We start from the raw sequence: 20,434 nt of genomic DNA, 5'->3' as shown, positions 1-20,434 counted from the left end.
GGGTTAATATTGAGCAGACAAAAAAGGATTATATTTACTTTTGGCTTTATCTTTTTATTGTTAATAGGAAGTATTTTTCTATCTAATAAAATAAGAGCAGAGGTGAATTTGAATACTGTCTTGACGACTAATGGATTAGATAAAGATGGCCGGCCAATTAAATTTAAAAGAGTCTTTATTTTAAATAAAGCTCCGGCTGTTCAATATTACGCAGACTGGAATAGCGATAATTCTTCTCATAAAGTATTAATTGAATGGCTAGGTCCCCAACATCAGATCATTAATCAATTGAAGCTATCCAACTTTTCAGGAAATGCAGTTAAATCCTATATTAGTTTAGAAAAGAGGATACAAGAACAGATAGTTGTTCCTAATCAGCCCGGAGAGTATCTAATTAAACTTTATATAGATGAAGAATTAAGGGCAGTTACCAAATTTGAATTAAAAGAAGATTAGAAAAAACTTTTGAAGCAGGAAGTTAGAGTTTGATTACAGAAATAGTAAAAAAATATCTGAAAAAGTGAGGTGGGCTGATGAAGAATCAGTTAACCAAATTTTTAAACTTGATTGGTTTGACTGATAGTGAAAATGAAAAAAAAGAATCTGTATATATACAAGATAATATCAAAAGAAAGATAGAATATTTATCTATAGAGAAGATAGCTTCTAATCCCTATCAGTCCCGATTTGGATTTGATAAAAGTGAATTAATAAAATTAGCAGCTTCAATTGAAAAGTACGGAATAATAAATCCCTTGATTGTTCGTGAAAATGGTAATACTGAAGATTATGAATTGGTAACAGGAGAAAGGAGATTAAAGGCCGGTAAATTACTAGGTTTAACTGAAGTTCCGGTAATAATTGGTGAATTTGAAGAATATGAGATGGCTGAAATTATTCTGCTTAATAATCTTCAGCGGCGGGACCTTGATTTTTTGGAGGAAGCTCTTGGGTATCAACAGTTGTTAAATAATTTTGAATTAGGTGAAGAAGAGTTGGCTAATAAGCTATGTAAGCATCCAGCAGTAATCAAAGATAGATTACGTTTGTTAGAATTGCCAGGTGAAGTTTTACGGTTGACTAGAAATTCAAAAGTATCTGAAGGACATGCTCGAGCATTATTGGAGTTGTCTGATAAAGAATTACAGACAGAAGTTATTAAACAAGTGATTGAAAATGAATATACCGTTGAAGAGTTAAAGGACTTAATTAGGGAGATACTGGATGATTTAAATGAATACCGGGATAAAAAGAAGGTAATTAAGTATTTTAATGATGCTAGATTAGCTTTGAATACTATTCGTAAGACTGTTCAGGATATAAAATCCAGCGGCTTAGATATAGAAGTTGAGGAAAGAGAGCAGCCAGAAGAGTTTGAGATTAATATCCGTTTATCTAAAAAATAAAGTCATTTAAGGAGTGGTAGTATGGGAGAGATTATTGCAGTTGTCAATCAAAAAGGGGGAGTAGGCAAGAGTACTACTGCAATTAATTTAAGTGCTTCTTTAACTGAGTTTGAAAAGAAAGTGTTATTAGTTGATATAGATCCCCAGGGAAATGCCAGTAGTGGAGTAGGCTTAGATAAGGAAGAGATAAATTGCTGTATCTATGATGTTTTAATTAATGGTTATCAATTTAAGGATATAATTGTAGGTACTGAACTTGAGAATCTGGATTTAGCTCCAGCAACTCTTGAACTAGCTGGAGCGGAAATAGAGTTAGTATCTAAACTGTCACGTGAGGAGAGATTGGATAAGGCTATAACAACAGCCGAGTTGGATTATGATTATATTTTCATCGACTGTCCTCCTTCTTTAAGTTTACTGACCTTAAATGCTCTTACTGCTGCTGATTCAGTTTTGATTCCTATTCAGTGTGAATATTATGCATTAGAAGGATTAAGCCAGCTGTTGAATACTATAGATTTGGTACAGAGTAATTTAAATCAGAATTTAGGAATTAATGGTGTAGTTTTAACGATGCATGATACCCGTACTAATTTATCTCATCAGGTTAAGGAGGAAGTCTGTAATTATTTTGAAGGTGAAGTTTATGAGACTGTTATTCCTCGGAATGTTAGATTAAGTGAGGCTCCAAGCTTTGGCCAGCCAATTAATTTATATGATAAATCTTCTAAAGGAGCTAAGGCCTATTTAGAATTAGCAAAGGAAGTGGTGGATAATGAGTAAAAAGAGATTAGGTAAAGGTTTAGGAGCATTGATTTCTGATCAAAACCCTCAAGAAGATACAGCTAAAAATAGTATCCAGAAGGTTAATGTTGATAAGATTGACCCTAATCCTTATCAGCCGCGAAATGAATTTAATCAGGAAAGGCTAAAAGAGTTAAGTCGGTCTATTCAAAAGCATGGATTATTGCAGCCGATTACTCTTCGAAGTAAGGAAGATGGATCGTATCAGTTAATTGCAGGCGAACGAAGATGGAGAGCAGCTAAATTAGGTGGGCTTGATGAAATTGCAGCAATAATTCAGGACTGCAGTCAGCAACAGATGATGGAGATAGCTTTAATTGAAAATCTTCAGCGAGAAGATCTGGATCCTATTGAAGAAGCAAAGGCTTATAATAAGTTGATTGCTAAGTTTGATTTAACTCAGGCTAAAGTAGCAGAGAGTGTTGGTAAAAGTCGGTCAGCTATAGCTAATTCGCTGCGATTACTTAATTTAGCGCCTGAAATTCAAAAATATGTTTCACGTGAAACATTAACTGTTGGACATGCCAGGGCATTATTAGCTTTAGAAACATCTGCTGAACAGAAAGAAGTTGCTAAAGAGGTTATAGAAAATAGTTTATCAGTAAGGGAAACAGAAAAACTAGTTAAAAACTTAACTACAAAAGAAAAAAAGAATCAAAAAAAGAAAAAAGAATCTAAAAGACGCGATCCTAATATAGCAGCGATTGAAGATAGATTAAGAAAGAGTTTAGGAACAGAAGTGAGTGTTAAAGAAGGTAAAGATAAAGGACAGATTGTGATTGAGTATTATTCTGATGAAGAATTAGCGAGGTTATTAGAATTTTTGGAAGCATAATAAATGAATTAGAGATGAAAAATTGTTTCATGTGAAACAATTTTAACCTGTTTTACATGAAATATTCTCTGACCAGATAGATTATTTTATCTGAAAGGAGAAAATATATAATTAATGTTAATTCAATCTGAGCAAGAGGGATATCCAATTGCAAGGAGATCTATAGACTATAGCCTTGAGCATATTAGTGGATCTATCCGTTGGGATAGATTTTTATATTTTTAATATCATATTGTAGACATAGACTTACCTAAGATTAAAAACCGACTAATTTTTTTAAATAATTTACTTAGAGCATAATTGATATATTGTTGCAGTTTAGAGTTGATATCTTGCAAACGCTTCGAAAATCAGCCCTGATTAATTAGCAATAAATTAACCTTAGAGCTACTGTTTGAATACCCTACTTTATATGTTAGCCATTTTCTCTTTTGGGGCTGCTTTAAAGTCGCTTGTTGCAAGATATCAACTAAATTGTGCAAAATTATCTAAGGAAGCGTTTAAAATCAGATTAATGAAAATTCTGTGCTATAAATAGTCAATATGTATCCGCCGCTTGTCGTTCGCTCAACGTCCTGTTTCGCTCACTGTCAAAAAACAGTTTTCCGCATAGCCAGCATAAAGACCAATACTGGCTATGGGAGAAACTCATGAAGCAAAAAAACAGTATTATTTCTCTAATTTACAAGGCTAGGAGCAAGGATTAATAATCCTGCGGACCCTCCATGGCTCCAAACTGTTTTTAAGAGTTGCTCTGGACACATATTGACCATCTGTAATAAGGTATCATTACCAATGGAAGTTACTCTAAGTGCATGATAATTTATTTTGGATTACAAATAGTCAACATTTCTCTGGAGCGACTCTTAAAACTGACTTGGAACCAGGGATGGTGGAGAGTCAGTTTTTGAGAATGAGTGAGACAGGACGTCGAACGAATGGCAAGCGTAAGAGATTTGTTGACTATAATCTGCAATATCATGAAAGAAACTATATTAGCTGCAAATGGAAAGTGACACAATATATCAATATAGTTGTAATTCAACCTATAATGTAAAGTTGGTATTTATAAAATTCAGCTCAGAAAACCCCTATGCTTGTCGTAGGGGCTGAATGAGCCTTTAATTTTAAAGTTCGATACTTTAAAATTAAATATTTGTTTAGTCTTGGTTTTCATCATTTCTATACTAGGTTAGAAAATAACTTTAAGGATAATTGGCATACCGACTATCTACATAGTCACAATAGGCAACAACTTTTTAAACAATTAGTTCAAGATTGGAAAAGTTACTTTAATAGCATTGAAGATTACAATAACAATCCTAGCAAGTATCAAGGTCAACCAAGACCACCTAAATTTAAGTATTTAGACAATAATCCAAGTGAAGTGATATTCACTAATTTAGCTACTTTAACCTTTAAAGATAATACTGAAAACTACATTATTAATGGTAAACCGATCAAAAGTAAGAATAAGTATTTTAACCAGGAAATAAATAGATTGCAATCTATTAGAATGAAGCAAACTGGTAGCAAAAAATTTAAAGATACCAAACAAATTAAGAAACTTCGTACTAAACGTAGAAATTATGTATTTGATTACCTTCATAAAGCAAGTAGAAAAATAGTTAATTTGGCTAAAAAGCATAATGTGTCTAAAATAGTAATCGGTGATTTAAAAGAAATCAAGCAAGGTATGGATTATAATAAATCTTTCGTGCAAGTGCCAATTCAACGATTAAAAGATTTAATAGAATATAAGGCTAAACTAGAAGGTATAGAGGTTAATATCATTAATGAAGCCTATACTAGTGGATGCTCGGCAATTGATTTAGAGAAGTTAAATAAAGATAATTATAATAAGTCTCGCAGAGTTGAAAGAGGGCTTTTTGAATCTAATTTTGGATTAACTATAAATGCTGATGTAAATGGTAGTCTGAATATAATGCGTAAATTTCTAGATAAATGTATTCCCGAACTTATTAACCGAGCTAGGGATAATGGAGTCGTGAACCCTCCAAAAAGATTAAGGGTGGCTTAGATACCAAACATCTTTCAAATCTCTCTAGTAACGCATTGCTTTTTTAGGATGTGTGAAGTAAGAGAAGCCTCCGTTGCTTGTTTCGGAGGTGGTTCACAACATTAATATTGAGAGCAATAAAAATCTAATGATCAAATAGAGGTGATTATTAATGCAGAACACCCCACAGGCTAATAGGCTCCATATTGCTATTTTGGGACGTAGGAATGCAGGAAAGTCAAGTTTAATTAATGCTTTGACTAATCAGGATCTGGCTGTAGTTTCTAAAGTAGCCGGAACGACTACTGATCCAGTATATAAAAGAATGGAGATCTTACCGATTGGCCCAGTAGTGGTGATTGATACTGCTGGGATCGATGATACTGGAGAGTTAGGAGATCTGCGTGTTAAGAAGACAAAAGAGGTATTAGGCAGAACTGATTTAGCAGTCCTAGTAATAGATCCTGAGTTAGGTATAGATGAGTATGAACAGGAGCTATTACAGGAAATTAAGGATAGAGATATTCCTGTAGTTGGGGTAATAAATAAAGAAGATAAATTTGAAGAAATTGATGTGGCAGAGTTTAATGAAGAATTAGGGATGGAATTAATTGCTGTTAGTGCTAAAGAAGGTACTAATATCGAGAAATTAAAGAAGGAAATTATAATCAAGGCTCCAGAAAAATTTGAAGAACCACATATTATTGGGGACTTAATCGAACCAGAAGAAACAGTCATTTTAGTAGTACCTATTGATGCGGCAGCCCCTAAAGGAAGACTGATATTACCCCAGATGCAGACATTAAGAGATGTATTGGATAATGACGGTCAGGCAGTAGTAGTTAAAGAAACGGAGTTGGAAAGTTCTTTGAATGGTTTAAAAGATGATCCCGGGATTGTTGTTACGGATTCTCAAGCTTTTAAAGAAGTAAGTTCACAAGTACCAAAAAGGATAACATTAACAGGTTTTTCGGTTTTATATGCTAGATATAAAGGTGATTTAGAAATCTTAATTAGAGGAGTTAGAGGATTGGAAAAACTTCAAGCAGGAGATCAAGTATTAATAGCTGAATCCTGTACTCATAATCGGACTCATGAAGATATTGGGACAGTCAAGATTCCAAATTGGCTGCAGGATATGGTTGGGGGAGAGTTAAGGTTTGATCATGTAGCAGGCCGAGAGTTTTCTGATGAGTTAGAAAAATATGATCTTATTGTACATTGTGGAGGCTGTATGACTAATCGCAAGGAAATATTATATAGGATAAAGAAAGCAGATAGTTTAGGGGTTCCGGTTGTTAATTATGGGATGTTAATTGCTTATATCCACGGAATTTTAGATAGAGCTTTAGAGCCTTTTCCTGTAGCTAAAGAAATTTGGGAGGAGAATAAGAATGATTTATCTTGATAACGCAGCAACCTCATTTCCAAAACCAGAAACTGTATATCAAAAGATGGATCAATTTATGAGAGAGAAAGGAGCCAATCCTGGACGAGCTAGCCACCAGTTGGCTGCTGCTGCCAGCAGGGAAATAACCTCTGTTAGAAAACTAATAGCTAATTTCTTTAATATTGGAGCAACAAAAGAGGTGGTTTTCACCTTTAATGCTACTGATGCTCTAAATTTAGGATTAAAGGGTGTTGTAACTAAAGGCGATCATGTAATTACTAGCAGTATGGAGCATAATTCAGTTACCCGCCCGTTAAAGCATCTAGAACAGAAAGGAATAATTAAGTTAAGTATAGTAAAGTGTGATTCAGAGACGGGAGAACTAGAAATGAATGATTTAGAAAAGAAGATTACGGATAATACTAGACTGATTCTGTTAACCCATGCGTCAAATGTTACTGGAACTTTAATGCCGATTAAAAAGGTTGGTGAATTAGCTGCTGAAGAAAATATTATCTTTATGGTTGATGCAGCTCAAACCGCTGGGGTTTACCCGATTGATGTTCAGAAATTAAATATAGATTTACTGGCTTTTTCCGGTCATAAAGGCTTATTGGGACCACAGGGAACTGGAGGACTATATATTAATGAAGAATTAGACCTAAAAAGTCTGCGCCAGGGGGGAACCGGCAGTAATTCTGAAGATTTATACCAACCAGAAGAGATTCCGGATAAATACGAAAGCGGTACGCCAAATGGAGTAGGGATTGTAGGTTTGGGAGCAGGAATTGAATATATTCAGGAAGAAGGCATGGATAAGTTACGGAATCATAAATTGGAGTTAACGGATTACTTATTAACTGAATTGAGTAAAATGTCGAAGGTTAAGATCTATGGACCCCAGGATATTAAAAGACAGGCGCCGGTAATATCCATTAATCTAGCCGATAAGATGGCCTCTGAGATTGGATTTATGCTTGATAGAGCCTTTGATATTGGTATTAGGGATGGACTGCATTGTGCTCCTTTTGCCCATCGTACTCTGGGTACTTTAGAGCAAGGAACAGTTAGAATTAGTCCGGGAGGTTTTAATAATCAGGAAGATTGTGATAAATTAATTGGAGCAATAAAGGATATTCTTCGTCAGATAAGGTAGATAGGAGGCAAAGTTAGATGAAAGGGACAGTTGTAAATACAGCTGCTATTATAGCAGGTGGTAGTTTAGGAGTGGTTTTAGGCCATCGAGTATCTGAGTCTTTAAAAGAGACAGTAATGCAGGGATTGAGTTTAGCGGTATTTTTGATTGGAGGAAAGATGGCTTTAGAAACAAATAATATTTCAATTGTTATTTTTAGTCTATTATTAGGCGGAATTATCGGTGAATTATTAGGAATTGAAGCTAGATTGAATAATATAGGCGATTGGCTAGAGGATAAGGTTAGCTCTGAAGATGGAAATGTGACTGAAGCCTTTGTAAGGACTACTTTGATTTATTGTGTAGGAGCGATGGCGCTTATGGGGGCTATTCAGGACGGTTTAACCGGTGATCCATCAACGCTTTATGCTAAGTCTATGCTGGATGGTTTTTCTTCTATTGCTTTTGCTTCTACTATGGGAGTTGGAGTTATCTTTTCTTCAGTAGCTGTATTTATCTATCAAGGCAGTATAACTTTATTGGCCAGTAGTGTACAGACAATCTTAACTCCTGAGATTATAGCTGAAATGACAGCTACAGGAGGATTATTAATTATTGCTATTTCAATTAATATTTTGGAGATGGCTGAGATTAAAGTTGGAAATTTATTACCGGGTATCTTTGTAGCTGTTGTTTTGAGTTATTTTTTTATTAATTAATTTTTTGTTAGAGGAGTGAATATAAGATTTTTTAAGGATAAGTTTCAGATGAGATTTAATGATTAAGAAGGAAATCTATTTTTTGTCGAATTTAAGGTTAAATAATAGGGTTATCCAAAAGGGAGGAATAGTTATGTTATTTGGAAGTAAAAAGGACAAGAAAAAGCAGGAGTCAAAAACTACTGATGCTAGTAATATGGAAACAGTAATTGGAGAAAATACAGAACTAGAGGGTACTCTCACTATTGAAGGTTCATTGCGGATTGATGGTGTAATCAATGGTAAATTAAAGGCCAAAGGAGATGTAGTAGTTGGAAAAAGTGGAACTTTAGAAGCTGATATAGAGGCCAGAAATGTGACAATTGCTGGCGATGTTACAGGAAATGTAATGACAGAGAATAAATTAGTGATTACTTCTACTGGAAAGCTGATTGGAGATATTAAGATTGCTAACTTAATTATAGAGGATGGGGCTGTTTTTAAAGGTAAAAGTGAATCGAAGTCTGCTACTGTTAAACGCTTCACTGATTCAACTGAAGGCCAGAATGATAAGCAGGGTTCTAAAGAATCAAAAGAGGTTAAAGATACAAGTAAGTCTAAAGATAATTCCCAAAATAAAGGAACTAAAAAAAGTGGGAGTAAGAAACAAGAATCTAATAAAAACCAGAAGAAAAAGTAAGCGAAATGGAGAGCTACTATTTTTAGTAGCTCTTTTTTAGTTTAATAATTTTAGTTTGGATTTCTTTAGCCCCCAGTTAACTCCGCGCGAGATGGTCTTTGCCATCTTCATTACTAAATGTAACCGGGTGCTTTGAAGCACAAAGTATTCCATATATCCTCCGATATTAACTAAACCAGTAATATGCATATTGCCAATAAGAGGTAGATCTTTGTTAACTCCTGAACCAGGCTTTAAAGGGCCGCGCTTAATATTGATAGAGCCTATGCTGTCATTGTTACCTAATCCTGCATCAATAGCAAGGACAAAGGGGTTTTGGTATCTATTATTGATGTACTTCATCTTTTCTTGTAGGTTAGTAGCATGAACTGGTTCTTTTAGAGTGCCAAAAACAGGAATTTCAGAAGGAGTAAATTTATTTAATCGGCTGCCGGTTAGCGGTCCCAAAGCATCGCCGGTAGAACGGTCAGTACCAACACAGATTATTATGAGTTTATCATGATTATCAGTATATAGTTCTTCTAGTAAAGTAGTAATGCTTCTTTTTAATTTATTGCTTGCTAATTTATCTCCAATATGGATGCTGTCTTCTAGATTATGTTTTTTTTGTGAATTGTTTTTAATTGCGGATGATTTCTCTTTGGAATTAGCACAGTTAGTACAGATTGTTTCAGAAGCAGAAGAAAACTTGAGACCCATTATTTTACGACCGCAGTTGTGGCAGGTACTAGCTTCAAAACTTGCCATAAGAGCTACCCTCCAATTCTTATAGATAAGTTCTAATTTAATATGTGTAAAATAAGAATAGAATAATCTGTTAAATTTTGTAACATAATTTTTAGTTTAGATTGATATAATTTATTATAATTAGGAGGGAATCTGTGGTGTCAGATTATAAATTAATTATTCAGATTGCAGTTACCTATATAGGTGCTATAATAGGAGCTGGATTTGCTTCTGGACAGGAGATTTTACAATTTTTTAGTCTGCAGCAGTGGGGATATTTAGGTATTATTACCTGTGGTATTTTATTTGCCTCTTTAGGCTATTTTATTTTGGCGATAAGTTTAAAATTTAATTTAACTACTTATGACCAACTCTTTCATTGGTTTGGAAATAAAAAGTTAGGGAAGTTAGGCGATGTAATTATTTTATTTTTTTTGTTTAGCAGTTTCATAATTATGTTATCAGGTAGTGGCGAAGTCTTCTTCCATTATTTCCAATTAAATAAGAATATCGGTATTTTAGTGACAATTATGATTATAATTTTAGCTATCAAGTCGGGAATTGAAGGAATTATGAAGTTAAATGTTATTTTAGTTCCTGGGTTAATCTTAATTATAATGATAATTTTTGGATGTAATATAAAAAGTCATCTTTCATTTACTATTAATGAATATAAAACCAACACTTTAGTAGCTAATAATTGGTTTCTGCATGCTATTAATTATGTTATTTATAATTTCTTTTTAGCTTTACCGGTATTAACAGCCCTACCAACTAAGATTAAGCAAAAAAAATTATTAAAATTAGGTAGCTTATTAACCGGAGTAATATTGACTATTTTGGGATTAGTGATTAATATATTATTGATACAAAACTTTAATTTGATTGAAAATAGTCAAATACCAATGCTGGAGATTTTAAGTTATAAAAGTATGGAATTATATCTTCTATATGCTATAATTCTCTGGTTGGCTATGATTACAACAGCAACTAGTAGCTTTTATGGATTAGTGAAAAGAGTAGATAATGAGCTTGATACTTCTTTGAATCAATTATTGGTCATATTTATGGTAGTCGGTTTTTTATTAGCCAGATTCCATTTTGCTTCGTTAGTAACTATAATTTATCCTCTTTTAGGGAAGATAGGGGGAGTTGTTTGTTTCTGTCTTTTAATCAGTTATATAAAGCGTAAGATTGTCATCTGACAGTTAAAGATTTTTAATTTAATTAAGGAAGGAAATAATAAAAATAGAAAGAAATATGGGAAGGGAGGTGGTCAGTAATGGAGTTTGAAGTAGGTGAAGTGGTTAGATTTAGAAAGGAACATCCTTGTGGTGATGACAGATGGAAGGTTTTAAGAACCGGAATGGATTTTAAGGTTAAGTGTCTAAGTTGTGGTCGGGTAATTATGCTGCCACGGTCTAAATTTGAGAAAAGTGTAACAGAAAAAGTTGCAACCAAGGAATAATTCTGTTGGGCTTGAAGATAACGCCAATTTAAGTTATAATCGTTGTTGTGGTTTAGATTATAATTAAGTTAAAGGAGCTGTTATTGGTAATGGGAATGAAGTGTGGGATTGTAGGTTTACCCAATGTTGGTAAGTCTACATTATTCAATGCAATTACTGAAGTAGGGGCTGGCGCAGAAAATTATCCTTTCTGTACTATAGATCCTAATATGGGGATCGTTAAAGTACCGGATAAAAGACTGGAAGTTTTAACGGAGATTATTAATCCGCAAGAAACAACTCCCACAGCAATTGAGTTTGTTGATATTGCCGGTTTAGTAAAAGGAGCCAGTGATGGCGAAGGGTTGGGTAATAAATTCTTATCCCATATTAGAGAAGTAGATGCTATTATTCATGTAGTACGCTGTTTTGAAGATAGTGATATTACTCATGTTGAAGGTGATATAGATCCACTGCGTGATATTGGAACGATAAATACTGAGTTGATTTTAGCTGATTTGGAGACAGTCGAAAATAAAATAGAAAAGACGGAAAGAATGTTAAAGAGTGGAGAAAAGAAGTATAAAGAAGAGATGGAAGTATTAGAAAAGATTAAAACTGCTTTAGATAATGGACAGCCAGCTCGAAATGTGGAGCTATCATCTAAAGAAAAAGAACGGATTAGAGACTGTCATTTGTTAACTCTTAAACCGACACTTTATGTTGCTAATGTAAGTGAAGATGAAATTGGTAAAGAAGAAAGCCGGCATGTACAAGCTATTCGGAACCATGCTGCCAGTGAAGAAGCAGAAGTAATTACTGTCAGTGCTGAAGTGGAAGCAGAAGTGGCGGAATTATCAACTACAGAGGAAGAATTATTTTTAGAGGAATTAGGTATTGAAGAGTCCGGCTTGGATAAATTAATCAAAGCCGGTTATAAATTGTTAGGACTGATTACCTTCTTTACGGCCGGCCCCAAAGAAGTTAGAGCCTGGACAGTCAAGAAAGGTTCGACAGCACCTGAGGCAGCTGGCAAGATTCATACTGATATGCAGAAAGGTTTCATTAGAGCTGAAGTAGTTACTTATGATAAGTTAGTTGAAGCAGGTTCCTTTGCTGATGCTAGAGATGAGGGAGTCCTACGGGTAGAAGGCAAGGACTATATTATTCAGGATGGAGATGTCTGTTACTTTAGATTCAATGTTTAAAGTTTGCAATTTTAAGTTAAAAATGTTATAATGGTCTAGTAATCCATGCTCTATTTATAAAGAATAGGGCCATTGACCAAGTGGAGGAGGTGTACAAAGATGCGTAAGTATGAAACAATGTTTATTGTAAATCCTGACTTAGAAGATGACGCTACTGAGGAAATAGTAGAAAAGATCACCGATACTATTGATGAAAATAAAGGAGAAATCAGCAATATCGATAAGTGGGGAACTAAAAATCTAGCTTATGAATTAGATGATCATAAGGCTGGGTATTATACTGTTGTTAATTTCGAAGGCGAATCTGAAACTATAGATGAATTAGAAAGAGCCTATAGATTGGATGATAATATTTTAAGATTTATTATTCTGCGTGATGAGCAGTAAATTTGAGAAGTAAGTTTAATCATAAAGGTGGTGCTTTAAGTGTTAAATAAGATTATTTTGATTGGACGATTAACTGATGATCCGGAATTAAGATATACTCCTAATGGAGTAGCAGTTGCTAACTTTTCTTTGGCAGTTGAACGTCCTTATACTAATCAAGAAGGCGAGCGAGATGTAGATTTTATTGATATAGTCGTCTGGAGAAAACAGGCAGAAAACTGTGCCAACCACCTAGGAAAAGGAAGATTAGTTGCAGTAGAAGGGCGTTTACAGATTAGAAGTTATGAAAATAATGAAGGTCAACAAAGAAGAGTATCAGAAGTTGTAGCTAATAATGTTCGCTTTCTGGATTGGCCTAGTGATGATCGTTCTCAACAGGGACAAGCAGATAATCTTGAGGAAGACGATATAGACGTTCCATTTTAGATTCAAAGATAAGGAGGGAAGTCAGATGGGATACGGTAGTAGAAAGTCTTGTGAATTCTGTGCTAATAAGATTGACCATATAGATTATAAAGAAGTTAATAAATTAGACAAGTATTTAACTGACCGCGGAAAGATTGTCCCGCGGAGAATTTCTGGAAACTGTGCTCGTCATCAAAGACAGTTAACAAAAGCTATTAAACGGGCCAGAAGTATAGCTTTATTGCCCTTTACAGTTGATTAAAGACCTAAGACAGAGAGGTATTTCCTCTCTGTTTTTTTTATTAAGCAGGAAAAAAGGTATTTTCTCGAGAAATAACTTTAATAGAAAATAAGTAGTAGGAGGAGTGAAATGAAAGGGTATAATTCCAAAAATCAGAAAAATAATATTACTAAGAACTTAAAAGTAATAGAATGGTTAAAGAGTGAGTTATTAAATAGTGTTTCTCATTTATTTAAAGTAATGCTGCAAGATAGTCAATCTAAAATAATTGATGCATTAGCTAATTTATTAATCTCTACATATTTACTGGCACAGCGTTTAGGTATTTCACCGGATAAATTAGAGCGCAAGGTTCGGGATAATCTACAGGAGAATATTGATCAGGGCCATGAAATTGAAGAAGAGTATGGCGATTTAAGTTTATTATTAAAGCATATAATTAAGAGAAACTAATAAGAGGTGACGGTCTTGGCAAGATTAGAAACTAAATCATTAGTAGAAGGAGCTTTATTTACGGCTATAACAGTTATTCTATCATTGATTGCTTTTTATTTACCGCCAATTATTGGAGTAATACTTTTATTTATTTTACCTGTTCCGCTGATTGTGGTAGGTGTTAGGCAGGGGACTAAAACAAGTATTTTAACAGCAATCTTGAGTGGTATTATTCTCGGAGTTTTACTCAACCCTATAATGATTCTGGTTGTATTAGTTGGTTTTGGTTTAGTAGGAGTAGTTTTAGGAGCAGCTTTTGAAGAAGAATTTTCACCTTATAAGTTAATTGTAGTTGCCATTATTGCTTCGATTCTTTCAACACTGTTAATGGTAGCAATTAACTTTTACCTATTCAATTTTAATCCTGCAACAATTCTAACTCAGGCAATAGACAAATATCAGGAGTTAGGTCTCGATCAAGCAACAGTAGAGGAATTGGAAGCTATAACAAATAATTTAAAAGAATCAATTCAGGTTTTGCTACCTGCTTTATTTATAACTGCTGGCTCGATAAATGGATTAATTAATTATTATGTTGGGCTTTTAGTTTTGAATAAATTAGGTTACAATTATGAATCCCCTCTTACTTTTGCTAAATGGAAGTTTCCTAAATATTTAGTTTCTGGATATTTACTGGGAATTATTTTAATTAATACTGCTGTAGGTCAGAATCTATATTTAATCTTTAATTTCGTGTTTTTAATCCAAGGTTTAGCAGTAACGGCCCATTATTTGAAAAGATTTAATATTTCTGATAAAATTCAAAAAGTAATCCTAGTAGTCTTAGCCCTTATTCCTCTTAATCAAATTATAGTCTTTTTAGGTTTGTTTGATGCCTGGTTTGACTATAGGGGGTTAGAGGAGAAGGATTAGAGTTAATGATTCTAATTTTAGGATTAATTACTATTAATCTAATATTGTCAAGGGATTAAATATATTATATAATTTATAAGGAGGCGTTAGATTAACAATGAAAGTTATCTTAAAGGAAGATGTTGACGACTTAGGTGAAAAAGATGAGGTTGTAGAAGTTGCTGATGGACATGCTCGTAATTATCTATTACCTAAAGGATTAGCTGTTGAAGCTACTGATAGTCAGTTGGCTAAATTAGAACAGAAGAAGCAGGCCAAAGAGCGAAAGAGACAGCAGGAATTAAATGAAGCTAAAGAGAAGGCTAATAAGTTAGAAGGTGAAATTTTTGAGATTGCCGTTAAAGCTGGAGAAACTGGGAAACTCTTTGGATCTGTAACTACTAATGATATTGCTGAAGTAATTGAAGATAAAACTGGAGTTAAGATAGATAAACGTAAAGTAGAGCTTGATGATAATATTAAGACATTAGGAATTAAAAAGGTTGCTATTAACCTACATACCGAGGTGACAGCTACAGTTAAAGTTAAAGTTGTTGAAGCTTAGATCTACTATTCATTCCAGTACTTATCGCTCCAAAAAATTGACTAATCACAAAAGGAGCAGTTACAGAAGAGAGTAACTGCTCTCTTTAATTTTTAAGTTGAATTTTAATGTTTTAGATTTAATAGAATCAAAGGTAGTCTATAAACAGTTAGAAATTAAAGTTCCTAGCTTAAATTAAAAACCTAAGTATAAGGTATAAACTTCATGTGATAGTTGAAATTAAAAATAAACAGTAGTTGCTAAATTGAATGGAACTCTAGACCTTTCAGTCGGGAAGTTGCAGTGTAAAGTCAGTTTCGTTCGTGAGCTTTGCGAACGGGCGGAGAGGATGTCAAATGTTAATGTAGTCGGAGGCGGAATAATTGAGAAAATATATGGGGCTAAACAGGCTGTAGTTAAGGAAGTCTTTCTACCTATTGATAATTCTCAGGAGATTCCACAGTACGAAGATGGAGTTAAAATTAATCTAATAGAAGATATTGAGGAAGTATTGGATAAAATATTAATTGAAGATAAATAGATTTGAGGGAGGGGTAGAGATGGAAGCAGATTTAAATGATAATGTACCGCCTCACAGTATTGATGCTGAAAAATCAACTTTAGGGGCCATGTTAATTGACCGTGATGCTATAGCAAAGGCAATAGAGGTTCTAAGACCGGATGATTTCTACCGTAAGGCCCATGCTATCATTTATGAAGTGATTAATGAGATCTTTGATAAAGGGGAACCGGTGGATTTAGTAACTGTTAGTGAGGAATTGAGGGCTAAAGAAGCCTTAGAAGATATAGGAGGCGTAGCTTATCTTACTTCTCTGGCAGACAGTGTGCCAACGGCATCCAATATTACATATTATGCCAAGATAGTAGAAGAGAAGTCGCTGCTTAGAAATTTAATTAAGTCAGCCAATCAAATTTCACAGTTAGGTTATCAGGGAGACAAAGAAATAGATGTAGTGTTGGATAAAGCTGAACAGTTAATCTTTAATATTTCTCAAAAGAGATCAATCCAGGAGTATTCTGGTATTCGAGATGTCTTAATGGATACCTTTGATAATTTAGAGAAGCTTTATGATAATAAGGATGGTGTAACCGGAGTTCCAACAGGATTTAATGATTTGGATCAGATGACTTCTGGATTCCAGGAGTCTGATTTAATAATTATTGCTGCTCGTCCGAGTATGGGTAAGACTGCTTTAGCTTTAAATATAGCCCAGTATGCAGCAGTACAGGAGGATATACCGGTAGCAATCTTTTCTTTGGAGATGTCAAAAGAACAGTTAGTCCAGAGGATGTTATGTTCTGAAGCTCAAGTGGATGGTCATCGCTTACGGACAGGTTATCTAAATGAGGATGACTGGAATCGGTTGACTAATGCTGCTGGAAACCTCAGTGAAGCTAATATTTTCATTGATGATACTCCAGGAATTACAGCTATGGAGATGCGGGCTAAGGCCCGAAGGATGAAAGCTGAACATGGCTTAGGATTGATCTTAATTGATTACTTACAGTTAATGCAGGGGCAAGGGCGGGTAGAAAGTAGACAGCAGGAAGTTTCTAAAATATCCCGTTCATTAAAGGGATTGGCTAGAGAGCTGAATGTACCTGTTGTGTCCTTATCACAGTTAAGTAGAGCAGTAGAACAGCGGAATGATAAGCGGCCTCAATTAAGTGATCTTCGTGCCAGCGGGAGTATTGAACAGGATGCAGATTTAGTTGCTTTTATCTATCGTGATGAATATTATAATCCTGATACTGAAAAACAGGGAATTACAGAGATTATTGTCGGTAAGCAGAGGAATGGACCAGTAGGAACAGTAGAATTAGCCTTTCAAAAGGAGTATACTAAATTTGTTGATTTAGCGGATAGGGAAGCACAATAATAAGTTATTACTTTATATTAATCTTTTAAAATGGCCATTTTAATTAATGGCTTAATTTTATATTTTACTACTTTAAAATGATAAAGTAGTAAAATAAACGAATATTTATCTAGTATCCTTGATTTAAATTCGACTATTGCTTGACATTATCTAGTTATTTTGCTATTATATTAGTGTGTTTTTGATAATTGGTTATAATTAACTTAGATTGGAGGAAAAATTTTAATGATAGATCGTTATACTCTATCTGAGATGGAAGAGATTTGGAGTGAAGAGAATAAATTTAATAAATGGTTGGATATTGAACTTGCTGTCTGTGAAGCTTTGGCTGAAGTAGGTCAAATTCCAGATGAAGATGTAGCAGAGATGAAGGATAAAGCCGATTTTACTGTTGATCGAATTAAAGAGATTGAACAAGAGACTAAGCATGATGTTTTGGCTTTTTTAACAGCAGTAGCTGAAAGTTTAGGTGAGGAATCGAAATATATTCATTTAGGGTTGACCTCATCTGATATTAAAGATACCGCCCGTTCACTACAATTAAAGGAATCTGCTGAGATAATTTTACAGGACCTAGAAGAGGCAACAGAGCTGCTAGGAAAGAAAGCTGTTGAATATAAAGACCAAGTAATGATTGGCCGCACTCATGGAATTCATGCTGAACCGATCACTTTTGGACTCAAACTGGCTAACTGGTATTCGGAAATGGAGCGGAATATTGAACGGTTTAGAGCTGCTAAAGAAAGAATAAGTTATGGTAAGATCTCTGGTGCTGTCGGAACCTTTGCTAATATTACTCCTGAAGTAGAGGAAATTACATGTAATATTCTGGACTTAAAGCCGGCACCTATATCTTCACAGATTTTACAGCGGGATCGGCATGCTGAATACATATCTACTTTGGGTGTAATTGCAGGTTCACTGGATAGATTTGCTACTGAGATTAGAAATCTGCAGCGAACAGATATTTTAGAAGTGGAGGAATCATTTAAACAAGGCCAGAAGGGTTCTTCGGCTATGCCTCATAAAAAGAATCCGATTACTTGTGAGCGAATTTCTGGTTTAGCTAGAGTAGTTAGATCAAATAGTACTGCTGCTTTTGAGAATCAACCGCTGTGGCATGAACGGGATCTGACCCATTCATCAGTAGAAAGAATTATTTTTCCTGACAGCAGTATCTTAATAGATTATATGTTGACTAAATTTAAGACTGTACTTAAACAGTTGGATATTTATGAAGATAATATGATGGAGAATTTAGAAAAGACTAATGGTTTAATCTTTTCTCAAAAAGTAATGCTGGAATTAGTAGATCAGGGATTATTAAGAGATGATGCCTATGAATTAGTCCAGCGAAATGCTCTTAAGGCCTGGGAAGGTAAGAAGCATTTTAAAGATTATTTAGTAGAAGATGAAGAAATCTTGGATTATCTGACTGAGGATGAGATTGAGAGGATCTTTGATTATGATTATCATCTTAAGAATATAGATAAGATCTTTGTTCGTTTGGGATTAGAATAAATAACAGAAAAACGGAGGTTTTAGGAATGGCAAATGTAGTTTTAGTAGGATCTCAGTGGGGAGATGAAGGAAAAGGTAAGATTACTGATATGATCTCCAAGAAGACAGATGTTGTAGTTCGCTATCAGGGAGGTAATAATGCCGGCCATACAGTAGTAGTAGAAGAAGGAAAATTTAAGCTCCACCTCATTCCTTCAGGAATCCTGTATGAAGATACTACTTGTGTGATAGCCAATGGAGTAGTCATTGATCCGGCTGTCTTGCTTGAAGAGATTGAGTCATTGAATGATAGAGGCGTTAAAGTAAATGACTTTCACATCAGTTCTAATGCCCATGTGATTATGCCTTATCACCGTCAGTTAGATCAGATGGAAGAGGCTAGAAAGGGTAATGGCAAGATCGGAACTACTGGTCGGGGGATTGGTCCTGTTTATATGGATAAGATAGGACGCTTTGGAATTAAGATAGGCGATTTATTGAATGAAGAAGTCTTAAGAGAAAAGTTAGAAGCTACATTAGAGCTTAAGAATTCAATCTTGACCGAGGTTTATGATGCTGATACCTTCGATATAGATAAATTAGTTACTGAATATCTGGAATACGGAAAGCAGCTGAAGGAATATATTACTGATACATCTTATTTAGTTAATCAGGCTATTAAGCAGGATAAGAATGTACTCTTTGAAGGTGCCCAGGGAACTCTGTTGGATATAGACCACGGAACTTATCCGTATGTAACTTCTTCTAATCCAACTGCTGGCGGTGCTTGTACTGGAGCTGGTGTAGGTCCGACTAAGATCGATAGCGTTCTTGGTATCGTTAAGGCCTATACTACAAGAGTAGGTGCTGGTCCTTTTCCTACAGAATTGACAGGAGAGATGGGAGAAATCATCAGAAAGCAGGGACAGGAATTTGGGACTACTACTGGTAGACCTCGCAGATGTGGCTGGCTTGATGCAACTATTGTTAGATATGCAGCAAGAGTTAATGGCTTAACTAGCATGGCAGTTACTAAACTGGATGTACTTGATGGTTTGGAGAAGGTAAAGGTCTGTACTGGTTATAAATATAAAGGAAAAACTTTAGAAGAGTTTCCTACAGATCAGCGGGTATTATCTGGATGTGAACCGATTTATGAGGAGTTTGACGGCTGGGATGAGGATACATCTCAGATACGAGAGTATGATAATCTGCCGGAGAATGCTAAAATATATCTGAACAGATTGTCTGAGTTAGTTGGAGTTAAGATTTCTATTCTATCCATCGGTCCTAAAAGAGAAGAAACTATAGTTATAGATGGATTTGTAGATTAAGTAATTTGAATTATTACCCGCCTAGTTATTTTTAGGCGGGTTTATATTTTTTGGCATGTATCAGAAATAAAAGTAATCAAAAGTGATATAAGAAATTATTTTCAATAGAGATGAATATTATCAGTATTAGTTTAAAAAATATTCGTCTTTATATTGACTAAATGGTATATCTTTGGTATTATAAATTTGAAAAAAGATTATATCCGAATGATAGCCTCATATAACTGTGGGAATAAGGCCTACGAGTTTCTACCAGGTAGCCGTAAACTACCTGACTATGAGGGAAGTGTACCTAGGGTTCCGTATTTTTAGTCAGGTCCAAGCGGTACAATTATAACACCGAAGGGAGAAAAGCCCAGGCGGGGAGGTTCTGCTCTTAGTCTAGCTGGTGGAATCTTCCTGTCTG

At 34.6% G+C, this 20,434-nt stretch carries 22 protein-coding genes, 1 pseudogene and 1 riboswitch; of the genes and pseudogenes, 22 read left to right on the top strand and 1 reads right to left on the bottom strand.

Features of this window, described 5'->3' with window-relative positions; all coding sequences use genetic code 11:
- Positions 1-9: 9 nt before the first annotated feature.
- The 9 genes and pseudogenes from acear_RS11915 (at position 10) to acear_RS12460 (ending at position 8,988) form a co-directional block, all read left to right on the top strand.
- Positions 10-456: a hypothetical protein gene (locus acear_RS11915; protein WP_013279267.1), complete on the top strand. Its 447-nt coding sequence runs from the start codon at positions 10-12 to the stop codon at positions 454-456.
- A gap of 77 nt (positions 457-533) precedes the next feature.
- A complete protein-coding gene (locus acear_RS11910; protein ID WP_013279266.1) occupies positions 534-1,406 on the top strand; it encodes a ParB/RepB/Spo0J family partition protein in 873 nt (290 codons plus the stop codon).
- A 21-nt stretch (positions 1,407-1,427) separates the two neighbouring features.
- Positions 1,428-2,189 carry a ParA family protein gene (locus acear_RS11905; protein WP_013279265.1) on the top strand — a complete coding sequence of 254 codons (762 nt, stop codon included), beginning with the start codon at positions 1,428-1,430 and terminating at the stop codon, positions 2,187-2,189.
- Complete coding sequence (locus acear_RS11900; protein WP_013279264.1) at positions 2,182-3,045, top strand: ParB/RepB/Spo0J family partition protein; 864 nt, start codon at positions 2,182-2,184, stop codon at positions 3,043-3,045. Before acear_RS11905 ends, acear_RS11900 begins: the two co-directional genes overlap by 8 nt.
- A 1,183-nt stretch (positions 3,046-4,228) precedes the next feature.
- A pseudogene (locus acear_RS11890) lies at positions 4,229-5,086 on the top strand (RNA-guided endonuclease TnpB family protein); the annotation flags it as partial.
- Between the two features lie 151 nt (positions 5,087-5,237).
- Positions 5,238-6,473 (top strand): [FeFe] hydrogenase H-cluster maturation GTPase HydF, encoded by a 1,236-nt coding sequence (hydF, locus tag acear_RS11885; RefSeq protein WP_013279262.1) that lies wholly within the window; start codon positions 5,238-5,240, stop codon positions 6,471-6,473.
- Positions 6,460-7,611: an aminotransferase class V-fold PLP-dependent enzyme gene (locus tag acear_RS11880; RefSeq protein WP_013279261.1), complete on the top strand. Its 1,152-nt coding sequence runs from the start codon at positions 6,460-6,462 to the stop codon at positions 7,609-7,611. Before hydF ends, acear_RS11880 begins: the two co-directional genes overlap by 14 nt.
- A 17-nt stretch (positions 7,612-7,628) precedes the next feature.
- On the top strand, positions 7,629-8,309 hold the full coding sequence (locus acear_RS11875) for a DUF554 domain-containing protein (RefSeq protein WP_013279260.1): 681 nt from the start codon (positions 7,629-7,631) through the stop codon (positions 8,307-8,309).
- A 133-nt stretch (positions 8,310-8,442) separates the two neighbouring features.
- Complete coding sequence (locus acear_RS12460; RefSeq protein WP_083771386.1) at positions 8,443-8,988, top strand: bactofilin family protein; 546 nt, start codon at positions 8,443-8,445, stop codon at positions 8,986-8,988.
- 36 nt (positions 8,989-9,024) lie between these two features.
- On the opposite strand, the gene yyaC is transcribed toward acear_RS12460, so the two are convergent.
- A complete protein-coding gene (gene yyaC, locus acear_RS11865; RefSeq protein ID WP_013279258.1) occupies positions 9,025-9,735 on the bottom strand; it encodes a spore protease YyaC in 711 nt (236 codons plus the stop codon).
- Positions 9,736-9,872: 137 nt separating this feature from the next.
- Between yyaC and acear_RS11860 the strand changes: the two genes are divergently transcribed.
- The 13 genes from acear_RS11860 to acear_RS11800 all read left to right on the top strand — a co-directional run bounded on the left by acear_RS11860 (position 9,873) and on the right by acear_RS11800 (position 20,028).
- Positions 9,873-10,919: a YkvI family membrane protein gene (locus tag acear_RS11860; protein WP_013279257.1), complete on the top strand. Its 1,047-nt coding sequence runs from the start codon at positions 9,873-9,875 to the stop codon at positions 10,917-10,919.
- Positions 10,920-10,996: 77 nt separating this feature from the next.
- The gene (locus acear_RS11855; RefSeq protein WP_013279256.1) at positions 10,997-11,182 is read left to right on the top strand and encodes a DUF951 domain-containing protein; all 186 of its coding nucleotides are present in this window, start codon (positions 10,997-10,999) and stop codon (positions 11,180-11,182) included.
- 89 nt (positions 11,183-11,271) lie between these two features.
- Positions 11,272-12,369 (top strand): redox-regulated ATPase YchF, encoded by a 1,098-nt coding sequence (ychF, locus tag acear_RS11850; protein WP_013279255.1) that lies wholly within the window; start codon positions 11,272-11,274, stop codon positions 12,367-12,369.
- Positions 12,370-12,468: 99 nt separating this feature from the next.
- The gene (gene rpsF, locus acear_RS11845) at positions 12,469-12,756 is read left to right on the top strand and encodes a 30S ribosomal protein S6 (RefSeq protein ID WP_013279254.1); all 288 of its coding nucleotides are present in this window, start codon (positions 12,469-12,471) and stop codon (positions 12,754-12,756) included.
- A 39-nt stretch (positions 12,757-12,795) separates the two neighbouring features.
- Entirely contained in the window at positions 12,796-13,182 is a 387-nt protein-coding gene (locus tag acear_RS11840; RefSeq protein ID WP_013279253.1) for a single-stranded DNA-binding protein, read from the top strand.
- 25 nt (positions 13,183-13,207) lie between these two features.
- Complete coding sequence (rpsR, locus tag acear_RS11835) at positions 13,208-13,423, top strand: 30S ribosomal protein S18 (RefSeq protein WP_013279252.1); 216 nt, start codon at positions 13,208-13,210, stop codon at positions 13,421-13,423.
- A 108-nt stretch (positions 13,424-13,531) separates the two neighbouring features.
- Positions 13,532-13,855, top strand: a complete 324-nt coding sequence (locus acear_RS11830; protein WP_013279251.1) for a MazG-like family protein — start codon at positions 13,532-13,534, stop codon at positions 13,853-13,855.
- 15 nt (positions 13,856-13,870) lie between these two features.
- On the top strand, positions 13,871-14,770 hold the full coding sequence (locus acear_RS11825) for a YybS family protein (RefSeq protein WP_013279250.1): 900 nt from the start codon (positions 13,871-13,873) through the stop codon (positions 14,768-14,770).
- 97 nt (positions 14,771-14,867) lie between these two features.
- Positions 14,868-15,314, top strand: a complete 447-nt coding sequence (gene rplI / locus acear_RS11820; protein ID WP_013279249.1) for a 50S ribosomal protein L9 — start codon at positions 14,868-14,870, stop codon at positions 15,312-15,314.
- A 328-nt stretch (positions 15,315-15,642) separates the two neighbouring features.
- On the top strand, positions 15,643-15,834 hold the full coding sequence (locus acear_RS11815; RefSeq protein WP_013279248.1) for a S16 family serine protease: 192 nt from the start codon (positions 15,643-15,645) through the stop codon (positions 15,832-15,834).
- Between the two features lie 19 nt (positions 15,835-15,853).
- On the top strand, positions 15,854-17,194 hold the full coding sequence (gene dnaB / locus acear_RS11810) for a replicative DNA helicase (protein ID WP_013279247.1): 1,341 nt from the start codon (positions 15,854-15,856) through the stop codon (positions 17,192-17,194).
- Positions 17,195-17,419: 225 nt separating this feature from the next.
- Positions 17,420-18,715: an adenylosuccinate lyase gene (gene purB, locus acear_RS11805; protein ID WP_013279246.1), complete on the top strand. Its 1,296-nt coding sequence runs from the start codon at positions 17,420-17,422 to the stop codon at positions 18,713-18,715.
- Positions 18,716-18,741: 26 nt separating this feature from the next.
- Complete coding sequence (locus acear_RS11800; RefSeq protein WP_013279245.1) at positions 18,742-20,028, top strand: adenylosuccinate synthase; 1,287 nt, start codon at positions 18,742-18,744, stop codon at positions 20,026-20,028.
- Between the two features lie 196 nt (positions 20,029-20,224).
- A riboswitch (purine riboswitch) is annotated at positions 20,225-20,326 on the top strand.
- The last annotated feature ends 108 nt before the right edge of the window (positions 20,327-20,434 follow it).

The sequence above is a fragment of the Acetohalobium arabaticum DSM 5501 genome (genome assembly GCF_000144695.1).
In the GTDB taxonomy this organism is placed as follows: Bacteria; Bacillota; Halanaerobiia; order Halobacteroidales; family Acetohalobiaceae; genus Acetohalobium; species Acetohalobium arabaticum.
The sequence above is the reverse complement of the archived record's forward strand: the minus strand, read 5'-3'. Positions and strand labels throughout refer to the sequence as shown.

Coding starts and splice junctions, on each gene's coding strand:
- acear_RS11830 (WP_013279251.1), top strand. CDS start 13,532: ATGAAAGGGTATAATTCCAAAAATCAGAAAAATAATATTACTAAGAAC.
- purB (WP_013279246.1), top strand. CDS start 17,420: ATGATAGATCGTTATACTCTATCTGAGATGGAAGAGATTTGGAGTGAA.
- rpsF (WP_013279254.1), top strand. CDS start 12,469: ATGCGTAAGTATGAAACAATGTTTATTGTAAATCCTGACTTAGAAGAT.
- acear_RS11875 (WP_013279260.1), top strand. CDS start 7,629: ATGAAAGGGACAGTTGTAAATACAGCTGCTATTATAGCAGGTGGTAGT.
- hydF (WP_013279262.1), top strand. CDS start 5,238: ATGCAGAACACCCCACAGGCTAATAGGCTCCATATTGCTATTTTGGGA.
- acear_RS11880 (WP_013279261.1), top strand. CDS start 6,460: ATGATTTATCTTGATAACGCAGCAACCTCATTTCCAAAACCAGAAACT.
- acear_RS11855 (WP_013279256.1), top strand. CDS start 10,997: ATGGAGTTTGAAGTAGGTGAAGTGGTTAGATTTAGAAAGGAACATCCT.
- acear_RS11815 (WP_013279248.1), top strand. CDS start 15,643: ATGTCAAATGTTAATGTAGTCGGAGGCGGAATAATTGAGAAAATATAT.
- ychF (WP_013279255.1), top strand. CDS start 11,272: ATGGGAATGAAGTGTGGGATTGTAGGTTTACCCAATGTTGGTAAGTCT.
- rplI (WP_013279249.1), top strand. CDS start 14,868: ATGAAAGTTATCTTAAAGGAAGATGTTGACGACTTAGGTGAAAAAGAT.
- acear_RS12460 (WP_083771386.1), top strand. CDS start 8,443: ATGTTATTTGGAAGTAAAAAGGACAAGAAAAAGCAGGAGTCAAAAACT.
- acear_RS11900 (WP_013279264.1), top strand. CDS start 2,182: ATGAGTAAAAAGAGATTAGGTAAAGGTTTAGGAGCATTGATTTCTGAT.
- dnaB (WP_013279247.1), top strand. CDS start 15,854: ATGGAAGCAGATTTAAATGATAATGTACCGCCTCACAGTATTGATGCT.
- yyaC (WP_013279258.1), bottom strand. CDS start 9,735: ATGGCAAGTTTTGAAGCTAGTACCTGCCACAACTGCGGTCGTAAAATA.
- acear_RS11910 (WP_013279266.1), top strand. CDS start 534: ATGAAGAATCAGTTAACCAAATTTTTAAACTTGATTGGTTTGACTGAT.
- rpsR (WP_013279252.1), top strand. CDS start 13,208: ATGGGATACGGTAGTAGAAAGTCTTGTGAATTCTGTGCTAATAAGATT.
- acear_RS11905 (WP_013279265.1), top strand. CDS start 1,428: ATGGGAGAGATTATTGCAGTTGTCAATCAAAAAGGGGGAGTAGGCAAG.
- acear_RS11800 (WP_013279245.1), top strand. CDS start 18,742: ATGGCAAATGTAGTTTTAGTAGGATCTCAGTGGGGAGATGAAGGAAAA.